Annotated in this window: 18 protein-coding genes; 10 read left to right on the top strand and 8 right to left on the bottom strand. The window is 55.3% G+C overall.

From position 1 onward, the window contains the following. Positions 1-8 precede the first annotated feature (8 nt). From Q1B13_RS05330 to Q1B13_RS05315, 4 genes are all read right to left on the bottom strand, one after another. Entirely contained in the window at positions 9-1,337 is a 1,329-nt protein-coding gene (locus Q1B13_RS05330; protein ID WP_299078105.1) for a TRAP transporter large permease, read from the bottom strand. Between the two features lie 11 nt (positions 1,338-1,348). After that, positions 1,349-1,861 (bottom strand): TRAP transporter small permease, encoded by a 513-nt coding sequence (locus Q1B13_RS05325; protein WP_298932765.1) that lies wholly within the window; start codon positions 1,859-1,861, stop codon positions 1,349-1,351. A gap of 113 nt (positions 1,862-1,974) precedes the next feature. Next, complete coding sequence (locus tag Q1B13_RS05320; protein ID WP_298932767.1) at positions 1,975-3,120, bottom strand: TRAP transporter substrate-binding protein; 1,146 nt, start codon at positions 3,118-3,120, stop codon at positions 1,975-1,977. 23 nt (positions 3,121-3,143) lie between these two features. After that, positions 3,144-3,341, bottom strand: coding sequence for a hypothetical protein (locus Q1B13_RS05315; protein WP_298932769.1), 198 nt, complete (start codon positions 3,339-3,341; stop codon positions 3,144-3,146). 135 nt (positions 3,342-3,476) lie between these two features. Between Q1B13_RS05315 and Q1B13_RS05310 the strand changes: the two genes are divergently transcribed. The 5 genes from Q1B13_RS05310 to Q1B13_RS05290 all read left to right on the top strand — a co-directional run bounded on the left by Q1B13_RS05310 (position 3,477) and on the right by Q1B13_RS05290 (position 10,809). After that, the gene (locus tag Q1B13_RS05310) at positions 3,477-4,496 is read left to right on the top strand and encodes a LacI family DNA-binding transcriptional regulator (RefSeq protein ID WP_299078103.1); all 1,020 of its coding nucleotides are present in this window, start codon (positions 3,477-3,479) and stop codon (positions 4,494-4,496) included. 314 nt (positions 4,497-4,810) lie between these two features. Continuing rightward, positions 4,811-5,551: a family 16 glycosylhydrolase gene (locus Q1B13_RS05305; protein WP_299078100.1), complete on the top strand. Its 741-nt coding sequence runs from the start codon at positions 4,811-4,813 to the stop codon at positions 5,549-5,551. A 355-nt stretch (positions 5,552-5,906) separates the two neighbouring features. Beyond that, on the top strand, positions 5,907-7,202 hold the full coding sequence (locus Q1B13_RS05300; RefSeq protein ID WP_299078097.1) for an O-antigen ligase: 1,296 nt from the start codon (positions 5,907-5,909) through the stop codon (positions 7,200-7,202). A gap of 63 nt (positions 7,203-7,265) precedes the next feature. Continuing rightward, complete coding sequence (locus tag Q1B13_RS05295) at positions 7,266-9,482, top strand: GumC family protein (protein WP_299078094.1); 2,217 nt, start codon at positions 7,266-7,268, stop codon at positions 9,480-9,482. Continuing rightward, a complete protein-coding gene (locus tag Q1B13_RS05290) occupies positions 9,475-10,809 on the top strand; it encodes a polysaccharide biosynthesis/export family protein (protein WP_299078091.1) in 1,335 nt (444 codons plus the stop codon). Before Q1B13_RS05295 ends, Q1B13_RS05290 begins: the two co-directional genes overlap by 8 nt. Here the strand turns inward: Q1B13_RS05290 and Q1B13_RS05285 are convergent. After that, positions 10,806-11,930, bottom strand: coding sequence for a glycosyltransferase (locus Q1B13_RS05285; protein ID WP_299078088.1), 1,125 nt, complete (start codon positions 11,928-11,930; stop codon positions 10,806-10,808). The genes Q1B13_RS05290 and Q1B13_RS05285 overlap by 4 nt on opposite strands. A 607-nt stretch (positions 11,931-12,537) precedes the next feature. Between Q1B13_RS05285 and Q1B13_RS05280 the strand changes: the two genes are divergently transcribed. Together Q1B13_RS05280 and Q1B13_RS05275 are read left to right on the top strand one after the other, a co-directional pair. Continuing rightward, a complete protein-coding gene (locus tag Q1B13_RS05280) occupies positions 12,538-13,254 on the top strand; it encodes a sugar transferase (protein WP_299078086.1) in 717 nt (238 codons plus the stop codon). A 148-nt stretch (positions 13,255-13,402) separates the two neighbouring features. Continuing rightward, the gene (locus Q1B13_RS05275; protein WP_299799724.1) at positions 13,403-14,629 is read left to right on the top strand and encodes a glycosyltransferase; all 1,227 of its coding nucleotides are present in this window, start codon (positions 13,403-13,405) and stop codon (positions 14,627-14,629) included. Positions 14,630-14,646: 17 nt separating this feature from the next. On the opposite strand, the gene Q1B13_RS05270 is transcribed toward Q1B13_RS05275, so the two are convergent. From Q1B13_RS05270 to Q1B13_RS05260, 3 genes are all read right to left on the bottom strand, one after another. Continuing rightward, positions 14,647-15,630 carry a glycosyltransferase family 2 protein gene (locus Q1B13_RS05270; RefSeq protein WP_299078080.1) on the bottom strand — a complete coding sequence of 328 codons (984 nt, stop codon included), beginning with the start codon at positions 15,628-15,630 and terminating at the stop codon, positions 14,647-14,649. A 175-nt stretch (positions 15,631-15,805) separates the two neighbouring features. After that, positions 15,806-16,054 (bottom strand): hypothetical protein, encoded by a 249-nt coding sequence (locus tag Q1B13_RS05265; protein ID WP_299078077.1) that lies wholly within the window; start codon positions 16,052-16,054, stop codon positions 15,806-15,808. A gap of 204 nt (positions 16,055-16,258) precedes the next feature. Beyond that, positions 16,259-19,444 (bottom strand): glycosyltransferase, encoded by a 3,186-nt coding sequence (locus Q1B13_RS05260; protein ID WP_299078074.1) that lies wholly within the window; start codon positions 19,442-19,444, stop codon positions 16,259-16,261. 354 nt (positions 19,445-19,798) lie between these two features. Between Q1B13_RS05260 and Q1B13_RS05255 the strand changes: the two genes are divergently transcribed. The 3 genes from Q1B13_RS05255 to Q1B13_RS05245 all read left to right on the top strand — a co-directional run bounded on the left by Q1B13_RS05255 (position 19,799) and on the right by Q1B13_RS05245 (position 23,301). Next, entirely contained in the window at positions 19,799-21,319 is a 1,521-nt protein-coding gene (locus tag Q1B13_RS05255; protein WP_299078070.1) for a lipopolysaccharide biosynthesis protein, read from the top strand. Positions 21,320-21,389: 70 nt separating this feature from the next. After that, positions 21,390-22,133, top strand: a complete 744-nt coding sequence (locus Q1B13_RS05250; RefSeq protein ID WP_299078068.1) for a sulfotransferase family 2 domain-containing protein — start codon at positions 21,390-21,392, stop codon at positions 22,131-22,133. Between the two features lie 79 nt (positions 22,134-22,212). Further along, positions 22,213-23,301, top strand: a complete 1,089-nt coding sequence (locus Q1B13_RS05245) for a glycosyltransferase (protein ID WP_298932797.1) — start codon at positions 22,213-22,215, stop codon at positions 23,299-23,301. Position 23,302 lies beyond the last annotated feature (1 nt).

Raw genomic sequence — 23,302 nt, 5'->3', positions numbered from 1 at the left:
AGCAAGTCCTATTGATAGATTTCAGGAAGCAACGTTGTCGAAACCGCGGGAACATACGCGATCAATAGGACAACGAACAGCATGGTCAAAACAAAGGGTACGGCACGGGCGGCGATCTTCAAGATGGATTCGCCGGTGATTCCGGACACCACGAAAAGGTTCAATCCCAGCGGAGGCGTGATAAACCCAACACCCAAAGCAGTAATCATCATGATGCAGAACTGAATTTCGTTCATACCGATATTGTCCGCCAAAGGCTTCAGGATCGGTGCAAGGATCACGATGTTTGGCGTCGTCTCCATCACACAGCCAGCGGCAATCAGGATACCGATCATCAGCAGGATCAAGACATAGGGATCATCCGTCAGCGCCGTGATCGAAGCGACGAACCCTTGGGGCACGCCCATAATCGCCAGCGCCTCGGCCAAGGGGGCTGAGAAGGCAATAATCGGCAGGATCACACCGTTCACCTTGGCCGAGCTGACCAACATCGAGGGGAAGTCGGCCAGTGTCAGCGTGCGCAGGATGAAACCCATGATAATCGTCACGACCACAGCGGTTGCACCCGCCTCGGTCGGGGTCAGGCGACCCGAAAAGATGCCATAGAAGATGATGCCAGGAACGATAAAGGCATACCAGCCGGATTTGAGCGCTTTGCCCAGATTGACCAACCACTCACCAAAGGTCATCACACCACCGCCTTCGTACAGGTAAATGCGGTTCACGATCAGGTTGGTGATCAGGATCGATATTAGAATGGCCAAGCCGGGAATGAGGGCCGCCAGGAACAATGTCGAAGCGGATATACCCAAAACCAGACCAATGATGATGTAGGCGATGGATGGCGGAATAAGAATGCCGGTACAGGCCCCCGCCGCCACCAAAGCACAGGCATACGGGCGCGGATAGCCGCTTTCGACCAGCCGATTTATGGTCATGCGACCCACAGCTGCAGCACCAGCAGCGTCCGAGCCAGAAATCGCCGCGAACATGCCGCAAACCAGAACAGTCGCAGAGCCAAAGCCACCCTTGGTGAAGCAAGTCAGCGCCTCGGCCACATCAAGGAATTTTCGCGATAAGCCCGTTCGGACCAGCACGTCGCCGGTCAGGATGAACAGCGGGACGGCTGTTAGGGCAAAGGCGTCGATGCCGGTAAACAGGCTTTCGCCAACCAGGCTTAGTGGCAGATCGCCCGACATGACCAGCATGACGATCGCGGCAGTACCAATTGCAGCCCAAACCGGAACTGCCATCGCGATCAGACCAACAAAGAGAATGACAGGCAGGTAAAAATCCCAGCCCAGTTCGACGGATTGATTGAGGGAACCCCAGAGCATTCTGTTTCTCCTCAGTCAAACAGCTTGTCGCCTTCGAAAACGGGGGTGCCGTCACGAAGGGATTTCAAGTCGCGTAGGAAGGATTGGATCAGTCGCCAGATCATCAGCGCAAAACCGGTGGGCACTGCCATCAGGAACCAGACCTTGGACACACGCAGACCATCCGTCACCGATCCGAACTTGGCCGAGACATGTACAGCTTCGTAGGACCAATAAAGCGCGATGACGGCCACTATGAACATCACCAGATCACCGAAGATGTATAACAGCGCTTTGGGGCGAGGTCCGAGGTAGTGCATGATCACGTCAATACGGATGTGGGCGCGTTCTTTGACGGCTGCTGCCGCACCGATCCACGCAAGGTAAATAAAGGAATAGCGGACTATTTCCTCACCCCAGATCGACGAAAACGCAAATATCTCTCGTCTCAGGACCTCGATGGCCATCGTGATGACGAGCATCACGTAAAACACCAGCAGCAGCCAGCGTTCGGCATTGCGATCTACGTTTTGAAGAATGGTCATCTTATCCCTCGGTGATAGAGCAGCCAGGCCGAAACCTTCTGTTTACGGGCCTTTGCGGCCTGGCTAACTGTGGAAAATGCGGACGCCTTACTAAGGCGTCCGCCAGTGAGGCGTTAGGCGTCGTGGACGTAGTACTTGCCCTGAGTTCCGGCCGCTTCGACCAGTTTCTCAAAGTTGTCCATCGACCCAGCCAGTTCCATTTTGAACGGGTCCCATTCAGAATTCTGGTACCCACCGGCATCCTGCCATTCGGCCAGCTGATCGCTGCTGAGTGAGTGGAATTCGACCCCAGCCTTGTTCAATTCGGCCATGGCATAAGCCCGCGCCGATGGAACTTTGGACAGGTTCTGGTGGCTGGTCATTTCCGCGCCCCACATGATGCCTTCCTGAACATCAGCAGGCATCGAGTTGAACCACTCAAGGTTACAGGAATAAACCTGACTGTCAGGCACCGCCTGAGTGAAGGTCACGTGGCTAAGTATGTCCTTGAAGCCGAACACATAGAGCGCACCCACCGACGGATCGAGCGCGTCAGCAACACCCTGCTTGATCGCAGAAGGCGTCTCGCCCCAGGCGACCGGCGTCGGATTTGCACCAGCCATCCGGTAATACTGCTGCAACATCTTGGAACCCGGCACACGGAATTTCACGCCGCTCATGTCTGAGGGGGTGATGATAGCGTTGCCGCCCTGACGAACCGCGACAACACGAGGGTCGATCACCACGTAGAACAACGCCTTGAACCCGGCTGCTTCGACCTTAGGGTGAACTTCGTTTTTCCAGGTGTCTGAATGAACCAGGTTGGTGAACCGCTGGTTCGATCCACACAGGTACGGCATGTTGATCAGGTCGACCGTCGACGCAAAAGGGGCAAAGTTCGACAGCGAATGCTGCGCTGCCTGAATTGTGCCACCCTGCACTTTTTGCACCAGCGATCCGCCCGCACCCAACTGACCACCTGGGGCCAGCTTGACGTAGACCTTGCCATTCGTTGCGTTCTGGATGTTTTCTTTCAGATCCAGTTGCATGATAGGATAACTGCGCGATGCACCTAGCACGTAGGCCGTCGCAATGGTCATGACGTGATCAGCGGCCTTCTCTCTCTCACTCTCTTCCTTGGCGGTTTGCGCTGCGGCTTCTGATGACCACAAAACGCCTCCAGCCCCAGCGACAAGCGCTGCGGTGAATGCCCCGCCGGCACTGAGTTTCAGGAAATTGCGGCGCTCTGTGGACGCAAGTTCTTTTCTGTCATTGTTCATGTATTGCCCTCCCTTAGGAAAATTCAGCGCTCGTCTGAACCGCCTTCTGCGGCTTTGCGATCCGCCTCCTTTTTCAGAATTGCGACAACGAACAAGATCGAGGCCGCGAACAGAACCAACATTTCCCCTACGTCTCCAAGAAACGCGCTGCTTGCAAACGCACCCAAAGCCACATTCGCAAAATAAATGACAAATACGATTATGGATGCAGCAAGGAACACGTTCTGATCTCCCAGTAGAATCGGCTCTACCCTATTTGTAAGCGCTTACATTCTAATTGCAAGCGCTTACATTGCTGCTTTCATATACCCCATGAAACAGCTAGACTTAAGTGAAAGCGAATTGTGAGTTCGGTAATGTCAAAACTTCGGTCGGCTCCGACCTTGGACGATGTGGCCAGAAAGGCCGGCGTTTCGACGGCGACGGTGTCGAGGTGTCTCAACGACCCCGAGCGCGTAGTCACTGCAACGCGCGAACGTGTGATGTCTGCCGTGTCCACCTTAGGGTATACACCGAATTTTGCCGCGCGCGTGATGGCTGCGAAGCGTTCCTTCACAATAGGCGCTATCATCCCAACCATGGAAAACGCGATTTTCGCCAGAGGTTTACAAGCCTTTCAGGAGGAAATTCACCGGCAAGGTTACACTCTGCTTGTCTCGAGTTCGGCCTACCGGCCCGAAGACGAAGAAGAACAAATTCGCACCCTTGTGGCACGCGGTGCTGATGGGCTTTTGTTGATCGGCCACGATCGTGCCCCGCGTATTTTCGATTTCCTTGAACAGCGCAAAATGCCCACCGTTGTGGCGTGGTCATTCATCCCGGAGAAGGACACGCCTTCGATCGGATTCAACAACAGACAGGCAATGAAAGCTTTGGCGGCCAAAGTGATAAAGCTTGGGCATACCCGGCTGGCGGCAATTTCAGGCATCAGACAGGGAAATGATCGGGCCCGGCTTAGAATCGAAGGCATAAAGGATGCCATGGAAATGAATAATCTGCCGCCCGATAGCCTGCCGATCATAGAGACATCGTATGAAATCGAAAACGGCGCCGAGGCATTTGCCAACCTTATGTCCCAAACAGAACGACCCACGGCCGTCCTGTGCGGCAATGACGTCTTGGCAGTCGGCGCGGTCCGGCAAGCGCAGGAAATGGGAATTCGGGTGCCAGATGACGTCTCTGTAACCGGGTTCGACGATATCGAACTTGCCCGGATCATCAATCCGCCATTGACCACCGTGCATGTTCCGCACCGCGAAATGGGCCGAAAGGCGGCACAGGCGTTGATCGAAATGATCGAGACAGGGTCGGCAGGGCATTCCCTCGAACTGCCAACCGAAATCGTGAGCCGACAGTCGCTTGATCGAGCAAATTGAATCGAAGACCTGACGAGTAAGGTGCCGATTTTGGGACGCTAAAAAGCGACCATTTGGTCTGCGAACAGCGATAAGCACTGGCCTCCCCCTTTTTTGACACTGCGACAATAGGCTTCCCCTAGCTTCGACCTGACGGCGTTCACACCATGGCAAGCAAAGGCATTCTCGGCGGATCGTCGCGTATCGGTTGAATGCTGTTGGTCTGTTTTCCCGCAAGGAACTAGCCTTACCGGCGAAGACTCATTTCCTCGATAGGAAAAGGACCATTCATGATGAAGTGCCGCGCAAATCGGTGGTTTTCTGCATTAACCCTGATGGCATCTGTTGCGTTTCCCAGCGGTGCCCTGTCGCAGAATGGAGGCTCGTTTTTCGAGCCATTTGACACCCTGTCTCAGAACCGATGGTTTGTCTCCAACGGTTGGGCAAACGGAGATCACCAAAGCTGCCTGTGGCATAGGAACCGGGTTGAAGTTGAGGACGGCAAGCTTTTGTTGTCCCTGACGGGTCATTCCAAACAGGATCGCGATTTCAGTTGCGGCGAGATACAAACACAGGACCGGCTGGGATACGGCACGTTTGAGGCGCGGATGAAGGTTCCCTACGCGCGCGGTATGAACGCCAATATGTTCGCGTTCATAGGGGCCCCGCAGGATCGGCCACATAACGAAATCGATTTTGAGTTCATTGCCCGAAACGAGCCAACGCTCCAGACAAACTTCCATTTCAAAGGCGATAGTGACAATGCCAAACTGCAATCCATGCCAGACGACGAGGTATTTCGAACTTATTCCTTCATTTGGGAACCTGGCCGGATACGCTGGTACATTGACGGTAAACTGCAGCGAGATCTAAGCGGTGACGCGTTGCCGAACGAGCCTCAAAAAATGTACATCAGCATATGGTCGACCGATACACTGGTCAGCTGGATGGGCGAATTTTCAGCGAATTCCGCGCCGCAGGTTCTGGAAGTCGACTGGGCGGCGTACACCAAACTGGGCGAAAGGTGCGCGTTTGAACAATCTGTGCTTTGCGAAGACGGGATCGATGTGCCTTGATCACCAATCGTGCACAATACAGGCAGTCGGAGGCGCGCTGGAAAAGCGCGCGTCATCCGTTAAATGCCACCAAATATGGGGCCGCTTGTGTAGGTTCAGAACCGGAAAACCAAGCCAAACTGGGTCATTGCGCTTGCGCAAATCTTGATCGTTTCCCGTATGAGCACCTTAGCTTGGGTCCGTATCACTTGTTTTCGAGGGGCCACATGCGGCATTCTGGGAGGCAAGACAGCGCCTTTTGGTGCCCAAAGTCTCGCCCCGCGAAAGACTGTCGTATCGCAGACACGACATGCGGTGCGCTTGTATGTCTGATCGTCGGACCCCTCGAAAAGGACAACCGAAGGGCTTTATTCGAATGAACGTGAAGCTGGCTTCGATCATCGATCCCGCACAAAACACGGCATATGTTGTGCCCGCTGTTGCGCTGTCGATGATCGTTTTCGCCTATTCGGTAAATTTCGGACCTCTTTCAATCCTCGCCTTTTATGGAGTCTGGCTTCTTCCCTTTGCGCTCGCACCGCGCGTTTTGTTGGGGCGTCCTGGCGCGGTTGTTCTGCTTTTGCTATTGCCGTTTTTCTTTCTTCTTTCCACTTTATGGAGCGATGTGCCGTCCGCCACGCTGCGCGCATCCATTCAATACGGGATCACCTTCTTCGCCGGTTTGGTCGCCGCGAGGATAACGTCACCGGGCAACCTGGCGCTGGGGGGGACAATCGGATGTCTGCTTGTCCTGCTCTACTCCGCTGTGAACTGGGGGTATTCCTACGACTACATTGACGGTGATTTTGCATTTAACGGCGCGTTTTCCTCGAAGAACCAGTTGGGATACTTTGCGACCCTTGCGATCATCTTCTCTTTGTCTCTTGTTGGGGTCTTCAGAGCGCCTCGAATGCTGTTGCCGATGATCGCGGTCACGGCGGCAACTGGATTCGGCATGCTTTGGATGTCGGATTCCGCGACCTCTTTGTTGTCGGCTCTGGTGGCCTTTTCTTCCATGCTTTTCATCGGGCTCGTGATGCTTCTCGCCCCTTGGCTGAGACGGGCCACGGTCGTTTTGGCGCTGGCCGGTATTGCCGCACTGGTATTGGCCGCGCAGCATCTGGGCGCATTCGATGCTGTTCTTGCGGCATTTGGTAAGGACACGACCCTGACGGGCCGCACCTATCTTTGGAACCAAGCGTTCGAAATCGGCGCGAATCAACGAGTACTGGGGCTGGGATACAACGCGTTCTGGGTTCCCGGACGCCCCGAGGCCGAGGCGCTGTGGGATACTTTTTATATTACCGCGCGGTCCGGATTTCATTTCCACAACGCGCTGATTGAAACATATGTGGGAACCGGTTTGGTCGGGCTTGGGTTTGTAGCAACAATCTGTGTGCTGTTGGTCGTCATGCCGCTCAGCGCTGTGTTCGGCCGGGGCAATGTCGGATCGCTGATGTTTTTCTCAGGCCTCGCCATCTTGTTCCTGGTTCGGTCGGTGGCCGAGGTTGATTTTGTGACACCACATACAGTCGGATCTTTTCTGGTCGCCTTCATTCTGTTGCGTTTGTTTGATCACAACCGAAACGTGCGGCACGCGGCATTTCTTTCCAGGCCAACGCGGTCAGCACAGCGTCCGTCGTTAGGCACTGCAACGGGTGTCTTCGAATGATGGCCGGTCACATCAATGCCCTATCGGCATCCATTTGCCTCACGCCATCACGGAGTTCCGGATATGAATGAACCTGTGAAAGAAAGGCGCATTACCTGGACCAAAGACAATGCGCATCTGCTTGCCGGATACCGGGACGAGCCGCGCGTTGATATGGGCGCCATGATGAGGGCCGTAAGACGCCAAATCCCTTTAGCGTTGGCATGTGCCTTTGTCGGCATCACAATCGCTGTGCTCATGATCCTTGGATCTGTACCTCGCTATACAGCTGTCGAAACCATTTTGCTGGATGAAGAGCGCGGCGAATTGCTCAATGAGGTTTCTCCGCTGCCAAATGCTGTCCGTTCGGACACCGCTGTGCAGAGCGAAATTGAAATCATCAAATCCCGCGCGCTTGCCTTTCAGGTCGTCGATCTGTTGCAGCTTGATCAGGACGCCGATTTCCTGTCTCCGCCGCTTGGACTAACAGAGAAAGCCAACCGGTTGATCTCGTCGGTGACCCGTCCTTTGGCGCGCCTCTTGACGCCGGACCCTCCTGCAAACCCGGAGAACGAAGGGGACAGCGAGGGGAACACCAATACAGAAGATACCCCTATTCCTAATTTCAACTTTGAGGTGACAGACCGCGACCGCGCCGTTCGGATATTACGCGACCACTTGTCTGTCTCACGGTCTGGCCGGAGCCTTGTGATCGAAATCGGGTTCTCAGATTTTGATCCCGCGCGTGCGGCCTCAATCGCGCGTGGTTATGGCCTAGCTTATGAAGGCTTTCAGCTAGTGACGACAAACGAAGTTGCGGCCAAGGCCGAAGCTTGGCTGCGCGAACGCCTTGAGGTTTTGGAACAGAAGGCGATTGATGCGGCCTCGGCCCTGCAGGCATTCCGCACGGAAAACGATCTGGTGCAAGTGCGCGGTGATCTTCTGACGGAACAGCAGCAGTCGGAGCTGGCCAGTGAACTTGTCAACGCATCCGCCGCTGCGGCCGAGGCGGAAGCATATCTGGAAAGCCTGGTCTCCTTGTCGGAGCGCGCAGCGAATGACGCCGATTTCATTGCGGTTCCATTTGTCGAAGGCCTTGTTGACGGCGCAAGTGAAACAGTTCGGCGGGAGTATCTGGATGCCAGTCAAAGCTATCGTCAGATTGTCGACCAATTCGGAGAGGATCACCCTCAGGCGCAACAACTGAATACCCGCATTCAAATTCTGGCCGATACCCTGAAGGTAGAGCTGGAACAGGCGACACAAACCGCCCGTGTGGCTCACAATATGGCTTTGGGTCGCGAGCAATCGCTGCGGTCGGATCTTGCTGCGTTGACGGGCACATCCGATGTGAACGTGGCCCTTCGCGGCAGGTTGCAGCAACTAGAAGCTATCTCGGAAACCTATGCACAGGTCTATCGCGACTATCTTGCCCGGCTGGAAGTCACGATGCAGCAGCAGAATTTCCCAATTGCATCGATCAAAATCATCTCTCCTGCGGAATTGCCCAAGGATCCATCCAGCCCTCGGAAAAAGGCGATGTTGTTCACCGGAGCCTTACTGGGCGGATTGTTGGGCGCATTGGCGGGTGCTGCGCGGGAGCTGAGCCCAAAACCTGCTCGGACCGTCTCTGAACTGAGGCAAGGGGCCGGAGTGACCTGCCTTGGTATGCTGCCGGACCCAAAGACACTGGGAGACGCTGCGGCGGCTAACGCACATGCCCGTACAGTTGAGAGGCTGGCGCAGGTTTGCGAAGCCAACAGTCAGTCAGGCTCTGGCTTGCTGATCGGTATGGCTCCTTTGACGCCTGATCTACAGAAAACACAGGACTTGCCGTTGGAACTGGCCAATCGACTGTCTCGCGCGGGCAACCACAAAGTTTTGGTTGTTTACGAAGGCGTATCACAGGGCTTGTTGCCTGCGGCCACACCAAATGGTGTGGAAACCGCCAGCATGCAAAGCATCATGGACCACATGCGCGAAAATGCGGCAAGCGGTTCTGATGACACCGCACAAGACATTCTCACAAGCGATCTGCGCGCACAGTTCAGTTATGTGTTGGTGGCGTTGAACCCGCTGAGCCATGCGGAGCAATCTGATCCCCACGCCTGGGCATACGACATGACCGTCCTGCGCATCCCATGGGGCAAAATCCTGCCAAGCTTTGTCTCGGACGCGCTGCTTGATCATCCCAAGTTCAGCGATGCTTTGGCGACAACAATTCTAGAAGACGCAAACCTGACAAAGGCACGGCGATACATTAGCCCCGGCAGCTATGAGGAGGTCACGATCAATGCTTAGAGACGTTCTACCTCAAACTCTGCATCGCATCAGAAGCAGCTTTTCTGTTTCCCTTGCCGTTGTCGTTCTATTGTCAGGCAACGCAGCCGCCCAATCAACATCTGATACCGGGGCGATAAGCGCTGAAACTCTTGGACCGCAACAAACGCTGGAAATCCGCATCGGCAAGTGGGATCCGGTCGACGAAGTATTCTTGCCTTGGGACGCAGTGGCCGGAACCTACCTGATTAGTGCATCTGGCGCGGTCGCGTTGCCTCTTGTCGGCAGCGTGCAGGCCGCCGGAATGACACCTGATGAACTTGGCGCTGACTTGGCCGGGCGCATTCAGGACCGTATGGGTTTGCGCAGCGACTTACAGGTCATCGTAACAATTGCCGAATATGCACCGATTTACATACTCGGCGACGTCAAATCCCCGGGCGCGTATTCGCATGTACCAGGTATGACGGTGCTTCAGGCTCTCAGCCTTTCGGGCGGTATAGACGATGCGTCGTCAGCATTAGTGCGGGGCGAACGCAACGCGTTGAGCGCCATCGGCAACTACCGGGTGATGGAGCTTGAGCTTATGCGCCGTCTGGCGAGGCTCGCGCGATTGGAAGCCGAGGAAGCCGGAACAGAGTTCGTAGCGCCACAAGAGCTAACGTCGTCCCCGTTGGGTGCCGAACTGATCGAGCAAGAGCGCAAGATCATGGCGTCCGAACAATCCGCCTTCGCATCCAACCTTGCACAAATCGAAGAATTGGAAGCCTTGCTTCTGGAGCGGATCACACGGCTTCAACAACAAATCGAAGTGCGGCAAAGACAGCTGAGTTTACTGAGTGAAGAACTGGATAACGCCTCCAGCCTTGTCGAGCGCGGTCTGTCTACGGTTACGCGGGAAAGCAATCTGCAGCGCGCGGTGACGGATCAGCAAGTGCGGTTGCTCGAAGTTGAAACGGCCCAACTGAGCGCTGAGCAACGGCTCAGCGAAACGCGCCGCGACCGGTTGGACTTGACCAACCAGCGTGACCGGGAAAGGGTCCAGGGTATTCAAGAGCAGCGTGCGGCCACCTCCGAACTTCGCGTGAAAATGGAGACCGAAGCGGCGCTTTTTGCCGAAGCCGAGCGCACGGGTAACGGTCTGGTCGAGCTTTCGATGCTCGCATCGTTGAGTATGAAGATCACCCGAGCCAGCACCGAGGGGCCCTCTACGTTTTTGGTCGAGCGCAACGATCAGATTCAGGGCGGAGATGTCTTAGAGGTTATCCTGTCCTCTCCGACTGCCAATGATGCGATCCCGGTGCGTCGACTGACAACTGAAGAATCTGAAAATCCACAGTCGAACTAGACCGCTGTGCCCGCCTCAGCCGAACCAAAGCTTGACCCGCCTCCGTCTTGAGGGGGCGGTCTTACGAAACCGGGGCGGTCCAATACTTCAACCAGCCTGTCAATTTGACGTTCGGGGTTCATCTCGGGACGTTTGGAGTATTCAAGGGCAAGTTTGGACAGTTTGGAATAGATCTGTTCGTCACACCACAGGCCGCGCACTGCCGCTAACCAATCTCCAACTGGTGCGTCCGGTTCCAACAAAATACCACCAGGACCAACGGCTTCAGGCAACCCGCCAATTTTCGATGCCACAACCGGGATGCCACTAACCTGCGCCTCGGCCGCTATGCGACCAAACGCTTCTTCCCATTGGCTGGGTGCAAGAACGATACGGGCATTTTTGTAAACAGACCGCATATCATCGGTCGAGGCGCGCAAGGTGACATTCGAAAGCCTCGACAGGTTGTTCTGAAGATCGGCTTCCTGCTCGGGGCTCAGGCCCCAACCCCGCACAAAGACAAAGGGGATTTCGGGGCAAGCCTCGGCCACTTTCAGCGCGATATCGACACCCTTGTTCGGATGCGGGTTTATAAAGGTCACGTTCTCACCGGTCGAGCTAACTCGGTACTTCTCGGCTTCGATCATTGGATGAATGACATCGGCGGATATACCTTGTGTCTCTGCAAACCGTTGCGCCGTAAAATGCGAATTGGCAATGAAGCCCGTGTTGGGCACTTGCTCCAGCGACCCTCCCAGATCCTCGGTTTCGACGTTGCGCAGATAGATGAAGGTACGCGTTGCATTTCGGTCAATTGACTGTGCCAATGGCACTGGGAGCCGCGATTGAAAAATCGCAACATCAGCTTCGAAATCGGTCACAACACGATGCACGACATCCTGTGCAAACCAGGCCCGAAACACGAGATACCCAAGACTTTCATCGCTGACATAGCCGCGCCTTGCTAATTTCAACAACAGCCTGCTGCGCAGACCTAACCACCCCTCTCCTGTCAGACCACTCAACACCCCAACAGTGTGACCGCGCGCGCTAAGGCGCTGTACCAACTCATGTGTACTGGCCTGAGCGCCGCCATACATTTGCGGTAAGTAGGGATGAGCACTTCCAAACAGTATACGCATGTCGGGATCACCTCGAATTCGACAATTTGGAATTGAAACCGGCCGCGTTTTGGGGTCGCGCGCACTTAAAGTGCGTTGCGACCGCCCAGGCAACCTGCGCCCTGCGTATGCTAGAGCCAAACAGGGCCGTGTCTAAATCACCAACCGTTGGGGTCAACGGGCTAGGTTGGTTTTCAAATGATCCTATCGCCATTGGTCGGCAGCACCGTTTCGTGTTTAACGTGAATCTTCAGTCAGCGAGTCAGTCTTTGAATTGCGTAACGGAGATTGTTGGGGAGGCGTTTATCTATTGCCTTCGATTCGGGCATGTGTGGCATCATCCGTCAAAAGTTAAGCGATGAAAATGTGTGGTTGTGCGGAAATCCGGCGAAAGTCCAAGCAACCATAGGCGGTGCTTTGCTTGAATCGCCACCGGCGTTTGCAATCGCAGCATTTGTCATATCCATCTAACCACAGTGTGTCAGAATACAGTAACGAGTGGCGTAAATTGTACACGGATCACTTTCGCCGGCACCGGTTGGTGTTTTACGGCGATTGTCTTTGCAACTTTAGGTGGCAGCGGTGCTTATACAAGGTGCCGGTTCTTAAGACATAGGGATGAAGTGGGATGAAACCGATCGAGACAGAAATGGCATCCGCCGAAGGCATTATGTCGCCCGTGTCGCGACCGCGTCATGTTGTATGGACTCATCAGGCCCCGCAGGAAGAGCCCGCGGGTGGATGGACAAAACGAACGCTCGACATCGCGATCGCCGTTACCATGCTTGTAATACTGTCACCGCTCATGGTGGGGTTAGCACTTTTGGTTTGTATAACGTCCCCGGGGCCAGTTCTGTATCGGCACCGCCGGGTTGGGTACCGAAGCCAGCCCTTTTCCTGTCTCAAGTTCAGAACTATGGCGGTGGATGGTGATGACCTTCTGCAAAGGCATCTTCAAAGCGATCCAATTGCCCGCACTGAGTGGGACAAAAACCAGAAACTGCGCGATGACCCACGCGTCACGCCAGTGGGGCATGTCCTGCGAAAACTCAGCCTTGATGAATTGCCGCAGCTTTACAACGTCCTGCGCGGGGACATGAGCCTTGTTGGCCCCCGCCCCGTTCTGAGCGAGGAGTTGCGCCGCTACGGGCCATCCAGCCGCTACTACCTGCGCGCACGCCCAGGCATTACTGGTCTGTGGCAAGTAAATGGTCGGAACACCACATCCTACAAGCGCCGGGTGGCCTATGATCGCGCCTATGTGACCAAGGTCAGCACTGTTACAGACATCGCTATTCTTGCCCAGACTTTACCAGCCGCGATGCGTTCTGACGAGACATCGTAACAACATGCAAAAGCCTTGCCCCAGTCGGTAAACGTGCCCAACTCAATCACAGACGGGCTTGTAGGTGAGCGATAGGATCATGGCAAACATCGCAACGTCGGCACCGCACTCAGCGCAAACCAGGCCCGGCTCCCTGGTATCTGTCGTGATGTCAAACTTCAATGGGTCCGCCCACCTTGAAAAAGCGATAATCTCGGTTCTGAATCAATCTCATTCAGAGCTGGAACTGATTGTGGTTGATGACGCATCAGAAGACAGCAGTCTGGAGATCATCCAGCGACTTGCCTCATCAGACCCCCGCCTCAGATCAATCGCCTTAGACACAAATCGAGGCCCCGCGGGGGCGAGAAACGCCGGGCTGGAAGCAGCCAAAGGGCATTGGATAGCGATTGTCGATGCCGACGATCTGATCCACCCGCAGCGGATCGAGCGCATGCTGGCTGCAGCCCAAGACATGGGGGCGGATGCAATAGCAGATGATTTGCTATGTTTCGGATCCGCACGTACGGCGGGTAAAACCTTACTAGAGGCCAGCCACATCGAACAGCCGCAGCCTGTTGCGGTGGCTGACTTAGTCCGCAGTGACTCGGCTATCGCTGGTTTTACTTCATTTGGATATCTGAAGCCATTGATCCGTAGGGGAAAACTGCGTTCCCTTAGATACGATGAAGATCTTCGTTTGGGCGAAGATTTCGACCTGTATTTCCGACTGCTGATCGCGGGTGCAAATTTCGTTATACTGCCGGACCCGACCTATCTTTACCGGCGCCATTCGGGCTCAGTGTCCCATCGCCTTTCGGTGTCATCCTTGCAGCGCCTTTTACATGCGCACACAAAAATAGCCAAACTGGCCGCCAATATGGCTCCTAAAGACGCTGAGCTTGTTGCCTTGCTCAACCAGCGCAGGGCGCGGCTTGAAAGAGCAATGATGTATCAGAGCCTTGTGAGCGATACTAAATCTGCAAAGGTGTGGCATATTATTCGACGGCTTGGGCGTCGCCCGGCGCTGTTGCTTGATCTGACAAACAGCCTTATCGACCGTTGGCGCCCTGCTGGATTTGTCAGGCACAACCGATCGACCGGAAGCCCCAAAACCATTGTGCTGGCCTCTCCGGATCAGATTGATCTGATCGACGCACCTCCAACTGTAGTACGCGTCCCGGTCAATCCATCAGACTGGGTGGCACGCCGCATCATGGCTAGCAAACTCGCAAAACTGGCCAGTACTGGACCCGTCGATGTTATTGCTGACGGCCCCGCAGGGCTGGATGGTTTGGGTTACCTACCAAACTGGCGCTCCACGCGCCTTGCGCTTAGCAAGAAAGATGTAGGCACGGCCAAAGTTCCTCGGCATGTGGTTTTGGACGTCACCTAGACTGATCTGCACGCCGACTATTCGACCGATAGCAGCAGTCGTGATCCCTTCTCGGGTGCTGCATCCGCCGCCGTTTTACTAAGATTCAGCTTATCGCGCAGGATCTGCAGTGCTACAGGCCAAGCGCGATCGCGCGCGCTGATCAGATAGCGTACCGCGGCCCACACCCCTTGCTCGCGCCGCAGATCAAGAGAGATCCGGTGATCCCGTTTCCGCCGAATGTCCCGCAGATGTTGCTGCATGGCGCGAGTCAGATCCGAAGATTGCGGCCTGCTGTCCAGATGCGCTTGAAGCGCGATATGCAGCTGCGCCAATTCGGACGCGCCATGACGTGCGCTTAGAGAATTCGAACGCACAACCGCCGCGTATCCCGGTCGGCGTGTCAATTGCATCCGCGCTCCGGCCAGCAGCATCCGCACGTAAAGATCGTAATCTTCGCCAAGCCGCAAAGAAGGATCATACCGCAATTTGTTCTGTTCTAAAAAATCTCGGGAAAGAACGGGTTTCAGAAACCCTAACTCACCGCGTGACATCCCGTGATTGCGAAGGTTGCCCCGTACAAACTCTGCTGCGACAAGCGGTGCAAATTTCGGGTCGATAACTGACCAATCCTGTTCTGTCGCCTCCGACAAGTTTTCCGGTGTCACGAATGCGATATTGTCCGCGACCATTTCGCAGTTCTTGACAGACGACAGGTGCGCAAGCCGCCGGGGCAGAAATACATCATCAGAATCCAGCACAGCCACATAGTCTGAAGTTGCAACATCTAGCGCTCTATTGCGCGCAGCGGCGGGCCCGTGGTTGGTCTCTTGTTGGATAAGGTGAACACGCGGGTCGCGCTTGGCTTCGTCTGCAACGACGCCACATGTGGCGTCCCGCGACGCATCGTCGACAACAATAACCTCAGCCGTTTCCGGCTGGGCCAAAGCCGAACGGATCGCACGGGATACCGTATCCTGAGCATTAAATGCGGCGATAATGACGGTGACGCTGGCAGACATCAGACCTGGCTAAGCTTACGTGACTTCGATGGGCTGTCCCCAAGCGGCGTAAAGCACAAGGTACCTTCATCCAAGTGAAACTAAGCCAGTGACATCACTTCAGCGTGCAATCGCCTGAGATGCTACGGAATTGAGCCGTTTTTCGTCAGGATGCCCTAAGAAACCGTGACCGGAATTACGCATCCGACTTTGGGGACACTTGCGCGGACGGCACGGTTGGTGCGCGATCATCTGCCGCTTGGGTTTTGCGCTTTCTGTCAACCGCCAACAGCGCAACAACAAGGACGTAGACCAGTTGCAGCAACACAGTGACCGCGACGACAAACAGAACCAGCTGAGCCGAGCTGAATCCAGCCGCATATCCAATCACTGCTGACACAAGAACAGACAGAAAAAGTCCTGCAACAAAAATCGGTAACTGCATCGTTTCCCCTATTGGCGGAGGCTCAATTTAACGCCCCATTCCCCCACCATTTGATGCAGAGTACAGCAAAAACACCCCGGACGACCACTCAATTCTAGGCCCTCCTGTGGCAAAAATGTAAACAATCAAGCGGGGGATGCGAAACAGTTGCGCTAACGCTGCCTTCATAGCGTGGACAACCAGTCCCGTTCAGGTCGAAGCCACCTAAGCCTTTTCGCTGGCCTCGCCATAGACCGTGATATCTTGAACCCCAATCAAAGACGCGATAGTTCCGCAATGTAGCGCGCCACGCAGCAGGTTTGCATTGCGCCGCGCGGCACTTGGCGCAGTTATCAGCGCGAAAAAAACACAGTAAATCACCTTGGCAACCGCCAGTGGCAGAGCCCTCAGGCGCACGCTACCTCGGCCGTGCTGGCGCAAGAGACTTCCATGTGTCTGTCCCATTCGGAACCGTCGCCGCATCAGCCACGACATGGTTGCTCGCGACGGCGTTACCGGCTCTTCAAGCTGAGCATGCGGGGCGAATGCAATCCGGGCGCCATGTTCAACAGCTTCTTTGAAGAACGCAGTATCTTCGCCCCCTGATACGCCCCGATCCAAATCGAAACGTCGGCCCGCCAGAGCATCGCTACCGAGATCCATAATGACGTTGCAGCTATGACCCGCGATTGGTCGGCCATCAGCCCCGAGTTCTGGTGTTGTGTCGTGAATGCGCAGCGCACGCATCCAACGTGGTGCCTCTGGTCCATACCCTGCGCGAACTGGCCCGACCACAACGTCTGCATCGGCATCTGCGAGGCGCACAACAAGGTCACTGAGCCAGTTCGGCGGAGCCAGCTCATCGTCATCGATGAACGCAAAGGCACGCAAACCTTGGAGTTCAGCCTCATCCAGTGCAGCATTGCGTGCAATCGCGATGTTTCCCGCAGGCGCAAATCGGTAGATCACTTGGTGACGTGAGGCCGCAGCGAATTCATCGACAATGCTGCGGGCGCTGGGTGACGCATCATTATCGACAACAATGATCGATAGTTTCGTGCCATTTGGAAGGTTCTGATGTTCAAGCGTTGTTAACGTATCCATCAGGCTAGTACGTTGATACGTACAAACGCCAACAGCGATATGCTCCAACGGGATCGCGGGTTTCTGAGTGTTGGAAATTGGAACATCGCCGAACCGTACATCCGATGGGCGCAGTAACAGCTGCTTCCAGAAGCCAGTCGACCAACCCAGATGCATAACGATCGCAATCGGACCAGCACCCAGCGCTGAAACCTCAAGCTTTGTAGCGGCAAGTATCGCGCCCGAGATCAGACAGGCCGAGATCCAAATCACTGCAGGCAATGCAAAGATTGGGGCGATTGGGGCCAGAGCTGCCAGCCCTAACAGTGGAGCGATACCGATCATCGCAGCCTGCCTCAGCCGCGGCATCTGACGGTGCTTCAACATCGTCCGCGCCCTGCCCCCGCCAAAATTGAAGTATTGACGGAACAATGCGGTGATGGTGCTCCGTGGAAAGTATTCAAGCCGCGTGTTTGACGTCAGCCAAATCCGGTGCCCCGACTGCGTCAGGCGCCTATCCAGTTCGGCATCCTCATTGTGCGAAAACCGCGGGTCATACCCGCCGACTGACCTGAAAGCATCAAGACGCATAAGCGCGTGATGCCCATGATCAACGAACCGTCCGAAGCCGCCGGTTCGATGCGCCGACCCGCCGTTTCCAAGACGAGCGTTCTGCGTCACGGCGATGGCGTGCTGTATCAGGGTCGCACCAACTGCGTGCATTGGGACGACGACGCTGGCCGCCTTGGTCCGATCCGCCTCAGCCAGCAAGGTATCAATGTAGTCGACCGGGTAGTCGGAGTGCGCGTCTAGGCGGACCAACCAGTCTATACCCTCACCATACCGGGCACAGGCCGCGTTCACTCCGGCACTCTGATATCGGGCGGGGTTGTCCAGCAGCCGTATGTCATAGTGTGGCAAGGCTGCGATTTTGTCCCTGACAATGTCTTGCGTCCCGTCCGTTGAGCCGCCATCAGCGATCACCAAACGCGTATGCGCTGCCTGTTCGCGTCTGCGTTTAAGAAAGACTGTCAGCCCATCTACAACACCCGCGATATGCTCAGCTTCGTTAAAGGTCGGAATGACAATCAGCACCGCATCTTGCGCTGTATTGATGCTTTCTGACGCTTTGAATGGCTGCTTTTCGGTGATTGCCGCAACAAGGTCGCACGCATCATGCTGTCTAACCTGCCAAACGTCTGGCGGTACTGCATGTTGCATCTGGTGCAAATGATCCACGATCTCAGGTGACACTTGCTCCATTGCCGAGATGACCGACGCGTCATCTGCTTTTTCCAGTATCAGACCAATGCCAAGTTCGCCTATAAGGTGCGCTGTTTCTGTTCCGGCGAGTGCGATTGGCGGCACGCCGTTCAGTCCACTTTCATACAGGCGGTTTGGCAAAAGCCAATCCGAATTGCCGCCGGAATCGTAGCGGTCGATCATCCAGGCAAGATCCACGTCCCGATAGATCGCAGCAAGATCATTCGGGTAGGAGTATGGACCTTCGAACACCAAATCCGGGTTACCCTCAACGACATCATGGAAGTCGGGCAATTCATCAAGCGCGGGACGTCCGCGCAACACAATCCTATAGCGTCCCGGATTGGCTTTTGTGAGGGTATCCAGGCATCGCAGAGAAAAGCGACACCTTAGAATTCCGAACCAACCGATGCGAAGCACAGCTTGAACTGCACCCGTTGATCGACCGCTGGTTCCAGATGGGTCGTCGCTCTGCGCAACCACCTTATTTTCAACCAAGAGGATCGGAGCCGTGCTGCGCTGGACTGGAACAAAGTACTCTCGCTGAAAGGCCGGAGAAGAAACGACAATTTGATCCACCTTCCGGCACAGTCGGCGTTCAATCCAGCGCATTACCTGCGCCTTGATTGATTGGCCAACCATAAGGCGATGAATATCGAGGACCTCGTAGACTAATGAGACCGGCCGAGTTGATCGCAGAACCCGAAGCAACGGTACCGCAAGCGCCAGCATCTCAAGGTTCCTGCAGAGGATTGCATCCACAGGTGGCACGTTTCTGACAATCGCGTGCAGCCGAAGACGAAGTTTCAGAACCAAAAAGACGCGTTGCAACATCTTGCCATTATGGGTCTGGCCCAGCACCAGAGCATCTTCGGGCAAGGGCCCCGAGCGTCGTCGGAATCCGACAACACTGACGTCGGCACCGCCTGTTCTAAGCATATCGACCCGTCGCCAAATGGCGGCGTCATCCAGATCATGCGCCAGATACAAAACGTGCCGTTTCACGCCAGAGCAGTTGCCTTGCTCGAAGGTTACTTCAGTCCCGCTTGTATTGTCCGTGGGCATCGATCGAACATCTCATCGCAGATACGCTTACGCTTTTGTGCCGCAGCTGGGTTGACGTTGCGAGGCTTGTCTAAAACGCGCTCCCGAACCGGCAAAACCGAGCCGTCACCCGCTTTAGAATGAGCGAAAAATCGTCCATAGGATGAATCCGTCAGTAAGTCGCAAATCAAATACGCATCAGTTCTGGATGCCCAAGTCTTGCATCATGTTTGTTACGTATAGAACGTTTTCCGCCATTCAGGGCACCCGTTTGGCGGGAAGTTGCTGAAAAAGATGCTGCGCGTGCAAAGGGCGGGCACACCTCCCCGCTCCATGCAATTCTTGCGACGTCAAATTGGCAGAAAGTCCTAAAGCATGGCTCAACGTGATCCTCATGAGGTGGTGGAAACCGTCGCCCATGACACCTACGGCGGAACCGTCGTTCAAGGTGGCGTCTACGCCGCATTGAGCCAACTGGTGATGGTCGGGTGTCAGTTCGGGTCGGTTCTCATCCTGTCGCGACTGCTCAAGCCCGAAGATTTCGGCCTGATTGCTATGATCGGCCCGGTCATTGCATTTCTGACGCTGTTCAAGGAAATGGGTCTGCTACAGGCGGTCATCCAGAAACGGACTCTGACATATGGACAGCTCAACTCGTTGTTTTGGATCAATTTGGGCGTCAGCCTGACACTAACAGTCTTGCTGATCCTTCTGGCACCGCTGATTGCTGATTTCTACAAAGAACCCGAATTGGCATGGCTGGTCAGAATCATGGCCCTGAACATGGTCGTCACAGCGCTTGGGGCGCAGCACTTTGCCCTGCTCAATCGCAGTATGGGCTTTGGTCGAATTGCGATCAACGCCAGCATTATCGCCGTGTTTTCTTTGGTTGTTTCGATCCTTTGGGCGTTGGTCTCACCAACACCCTGGGCGCTGGTTGCGGGTACTCTGGCCGGCGGCGTTCTCGGCGCTCTGTTGGTGTGGGCTTGGGTCCCTTGGCACCCATCGCGCCCTAGCATCGCAGCTGGGACTGCCGATCTTTTGGGCTTTGGCGCCGGAGTGACGGGGTTCAAGCTGGCGAATTTCCTGTCACGCAACCTCGACAGCATCTTGATTGGGCGCGTCTGGGGTGGTTCGGCGCTTGGGTTCTATGATCGGGCGTACAAACTGATCCTGTTTCCGTTGAACCGTGTGGCTCAGCCATTGTCGCAGGTTATGGTACCCGTTCTGTCACGGATGCAGGACGAACCGCACCGTTACACCCACGCGTTTTTTCGCGTCTTCGGGCTGATGCAGCTTGCCATCCTGCCCGGCGTCGCCGCGTTGACGGGAATGGCGGACACAGCCGTTCCGTTTTTGCTCGGTGCGCAATGGACGGAAAGCGCCCCGATCTTCGCAGCTTTGGGCATTGCCGCCTTGGCGCAACCGTTGGCAAACCCTACCGGGTGGCTATTTGTCAGTCAGGGGCGCACCACCGAAATGGCATGGTGGGGCTTTGCGTCTGCGACTGTCACCTGTGCAGCATTCGTCTGGGGGGTGCAATTCGGCGTCCGTGAGTTTGCGATGGCTTATGCCGCAGTCACGATGCTGAAACTGTTTCCCCTTTGGCTGCTTGTAACCCGCAAAGGACCAGTTGGTCGGGATAGCATCCTGCGGCGAATTCTGCCGGCATTCTGTGCCGGCCTCGTTTGTTACGTGATCATTTTGGTTACGCAAGCCTCATTGCCCAATCACGCGTTTGCAAAGCTCCTTGCCGGAACCACGATAAGCTATGCCGCGTTTGCAGTCTTTTTGACCTTCAGTGCCTATGGCCGCGACACCCTGAGCGAAGTGAAAGGGTTGGCAGTCAAAGCCTTACAGGAACTGAAAAAACGCGGCGATAAGAGGCCCGCATGATGTGCTCTACAACACCAACTGCACCACGCTTTTGTGCCGGTTGCGCAGTCCGGATGCCGGAGGCTATGTGATGCAGACGCTGACACGGATTAGCACCGAGATCGGTTGGCGCGTGATGCCCAGCCGAATGATTGAACGCTCACAGCCCAAGCCCGACCCGCAGCTTGAAGATGTCTATCTGAGACGCGGCCTTATCCTAATACACATACCCAAGAACGCCGGTACGTCGGTGGAAGACGCTTTGTTCGGGTACCGCGTGCGGCACAGGACGTGGAACGATGTAAAGTCGGAATGTCCAAGGGCATGGCAACAGCTACCCAAGATCGCGATCCTTAGGGACCCTGTGGATCGGTTTTTGTCTGCCTATGACTATCTGAAATCCGGTGGACGCAACGCGCAAGACCGACAGTTCGGATCCAGAATGATCGGGACGCAACCGGTCGATGACTTCCTGAACCGGCTTTGGACACAAAAGGCCTTTCGCAAAACGACCATGAGGTTTTTCCATTTTCGACCTCAATCGGATTACATCTGTGACGGTGATACCGTGATGGTCGATGCGTTGATCCCATTTCACAAGATGGCCGAGGGGCTGACTAAGTTGACTGGCGTGCCCCCGGGGCTGCTATTGCATGCAAACAAGACCACCGGATCACGAACGCAAAAGTCCGACCTGTCACAATCTGGTGTCGATAAGATCCAACATCTTTACGCGTCGGATGTCGAACTACATTCGGATGCTTGCAAAACTTGGTGCGCAACCTCGCCAATCCAGCCTCTCGTAACCCGGCCAACAGACGGGGCAGATCATTGATGAATCAGCATACCGGCCTCGCCCGTCACAACAATTCAAAGCGCGCAGTATGCCTGCGCCCATTTGTAAGGGTATGAAAATGCGAATTCTATTTGCGGGTGGAAATGGTTGGTTGCCCGAAGCCAGCGGCGGCACCCAGAACAGCACCGATCATTTGATCCGCGAGAGCATTGCCCAAGGTCATGAATGCGCCGTGTATTGCGGCTTTTCTGGTCGTGGGTTCTTTGGGTTTCGGATGAGAGCCCAGCGCAAGATCACCGGTCGCCCGTTCAGTATCGACCACAGTCAGGGTTACGAGGTCATGCGCACCTGGGAACCCGTGGACCCGGCCCGAATTTCCGCAGCCGTCGATCGTTTCCGACCCGATGTCGTGGTCATCCAAACTCGACATTCAGCCCGCTTGGGTATGGAGTTTGCAGAACTCGGCCTGCCTGTTGTTCTATATCTGCGCAACGTTGAGTTTGACGAAAACGAAGGGGATGTAAGTATGATCCCTGGCGCAAGTTTCATCGCCAATTCAAACTTTACAGCGGGGGCCTACCACGACGCCTACAGCATCGATTGCGCGGTGATTACGCCAACCATAAATTTTGAAGAATATAGATGCGACACCACCAGAGAATTCGCGACGCTTATCAACATACATCCAAAAAAAGGGTATGAGGTTGCGCGCGAAATGGCGCGTGCCTGCCCGGATATTCCGTTCCTGTTTGTCGAGGCCTGGACACTTTGGGACGGTCTTTTCAAACAAATTATGGCCGAAATTGCCGAGCTGCCCAACGTCACGTTCATGAGCCGAACATCAGATATGTCGAAGGTCTATGGGCGTACAAAGGTACTGCTGGCGCCAAGCCAGTGGGAAGAAGCCTGGGGCCGCGTTGCGTCCGAGGCCCATTGCAGTGGTATCCCCGTGATCGGTTCGAACCGAGGGGGGCTGAGTCAGGCCATCGGACCCGGCGGCATCGTTCTGCCCCATGATGCACCGACCGAGGAGTGGGTCGATGCGCTGCGCAAGCTATGGTCGAACGAAGATGCCTACAACGATCTGTCAAAAACAGCATTGGACTACGCCAAACGCCCCGAACTCGATTTCAAACGCCAGCATGAGGCGTTCCTGTCGGTACTGAACAGGGCTGTTTCGCAACAAAGTGTCCGCTGCTCAGCCTGAA

It is taken from the genome of uncultured Ruegeria sp. (genome assembly GCF_947489545.1).
Taxonomy (GTDB): domain Bacteria; phylum Pseudomonadota; class Alphaproteobacteria; order Rhodobacterales; family Rhodobacteraceae; genus Ruegeria.
The sequence above is the reverse complement of the archived record's forward strand: the minus strand, read 5'-3'. Positions and strand labels throughout refer to the sequence as shown.

Excerpts from the sequence above, each read along its gene's own strand:
- Q1B13_RS05330 (WP_299078105.1), bottom strand. The coding sequence starts at position 1,337 with ATGCTCTGGGGTTCCCTCAATCAATCCGTCGAACTGGGCTGGGATTTT.
- Q1B13_RS05325 (WP_298932765.1), bottom strand. The coding sequence starts at position 1,861 with ATGACCATTCTTCAAAACGTAGATCGCAATGCCGAACGCTGGCTGCTG.
- Q1B13_RS05320 (WP_298932767.1), bottom strand. The coding sequence starts at position 3,120 with ATGAACAATGACAGAAAAGAACTTGCGTCCACAGAGCGCCGCAATTTC.
- Q1B13_RS05310 (WP_299078103.1), top strand. The coding sequence starts at position 3,477 with ATGTCAAAACTTCGGTCGGCTCCGACCTTGGACGATGTGGCCAGAAAG.
- Q1B13_RS05305 (WP_299078100.1), top strand. The coding sequence starts at position 4,811 with ATGGCATCTGTTGCGTTTCCCAGCGGTGCCCTGTCGCAGAATGGAGGC.
- Q1B13_RS05300 (WP_299078097.1), top strand. The coding sequence starts at position 5,907 with ATGAACGTGAAGCTGGCTTCGATCATCGATCCCGCACAAAACACGGCA.
- Q1B13_RS05295 (WP_299078094.1), top strand. The coding sequence starts at position 7,266 with ATGAATGAACCTGTGAAAGAAAGGCGCATTACCTGGACCAAAGACAAT.
- Q1B13_RS05290 (WP_299078091.1), top strand. The coding sequence starts at position 9,475 with ATGCTTAGAGACGTTCTACCTCAAACTCTGCATCGCATCAGAAGCAGC.
- Q1B13_RS05285 (WP_299078088.1), bottom strand. The coding sequence starts at position 11,930 with ATGCGTATACTGTTTGGAAGTGCTCATCCCTACTTACCGCAAATGTAT.
- Q1B13_RS05280 (WP_299078086.1), top strand. The coding sequence starts at position 12,538 with ATGAAACCGATCGAGACAGAAATGGCATCCGCCGAAGGCATTATGTCG.
- Q1B13_RS05275 (WP_299799724.1), top strand. The coding sequence starts at position 13,403 with ATGTCAAACTTCAATGGGTCCGCCCACCTTGAAAAAGCGATAATCTCG.
- Q1B13_RS05270 (WP_299078080.1), bottom strand. The coding sequence starts at position 15,630 with ATGTCTGCCAGCGTCACCGTCATTATCGCCGCATTTAATGCTCAGGAT.
- Q1B13_RS05265 (WP_299078077.1), bottom strand. The coding sequence starts at position 16,054 with ATGCAGTTACCGATTTTTGTTGCAGGACTTTTTCTGTCTGTTCTTGTG.
- Q1B13_RS05260 (WP_299078074.1), bottom strand. The coding sequence starts at position 19,444 with ATGCCCACGGACAATACAAGCGGGACTGAAGTAACCTTCGAGCAAGGC.
- Q1B13_RS05255 (WP_299078070.1), top strand. The coding sequence starts at position 19,799 with ATGGCTCAACGTGATCCTCATGAGGTGGTGGAAACCGTCGCCCATGAC.
- Q1B13_RS05250 (WP_299078068.1), top strand. The coding sequence starts at position 21,390 with ATGCAGACGCTGACACGGATTAGCACCGAGATCGGTTGGCGCGTGATG.
- Q1B13_RS05245 (WP_298932797.1), top strand. The coding sequence starts at position 22,213 with ATGCGAATTCTATTTGCGGGTGGAAATGGTTGGTTGCCCGAAGCCAGC.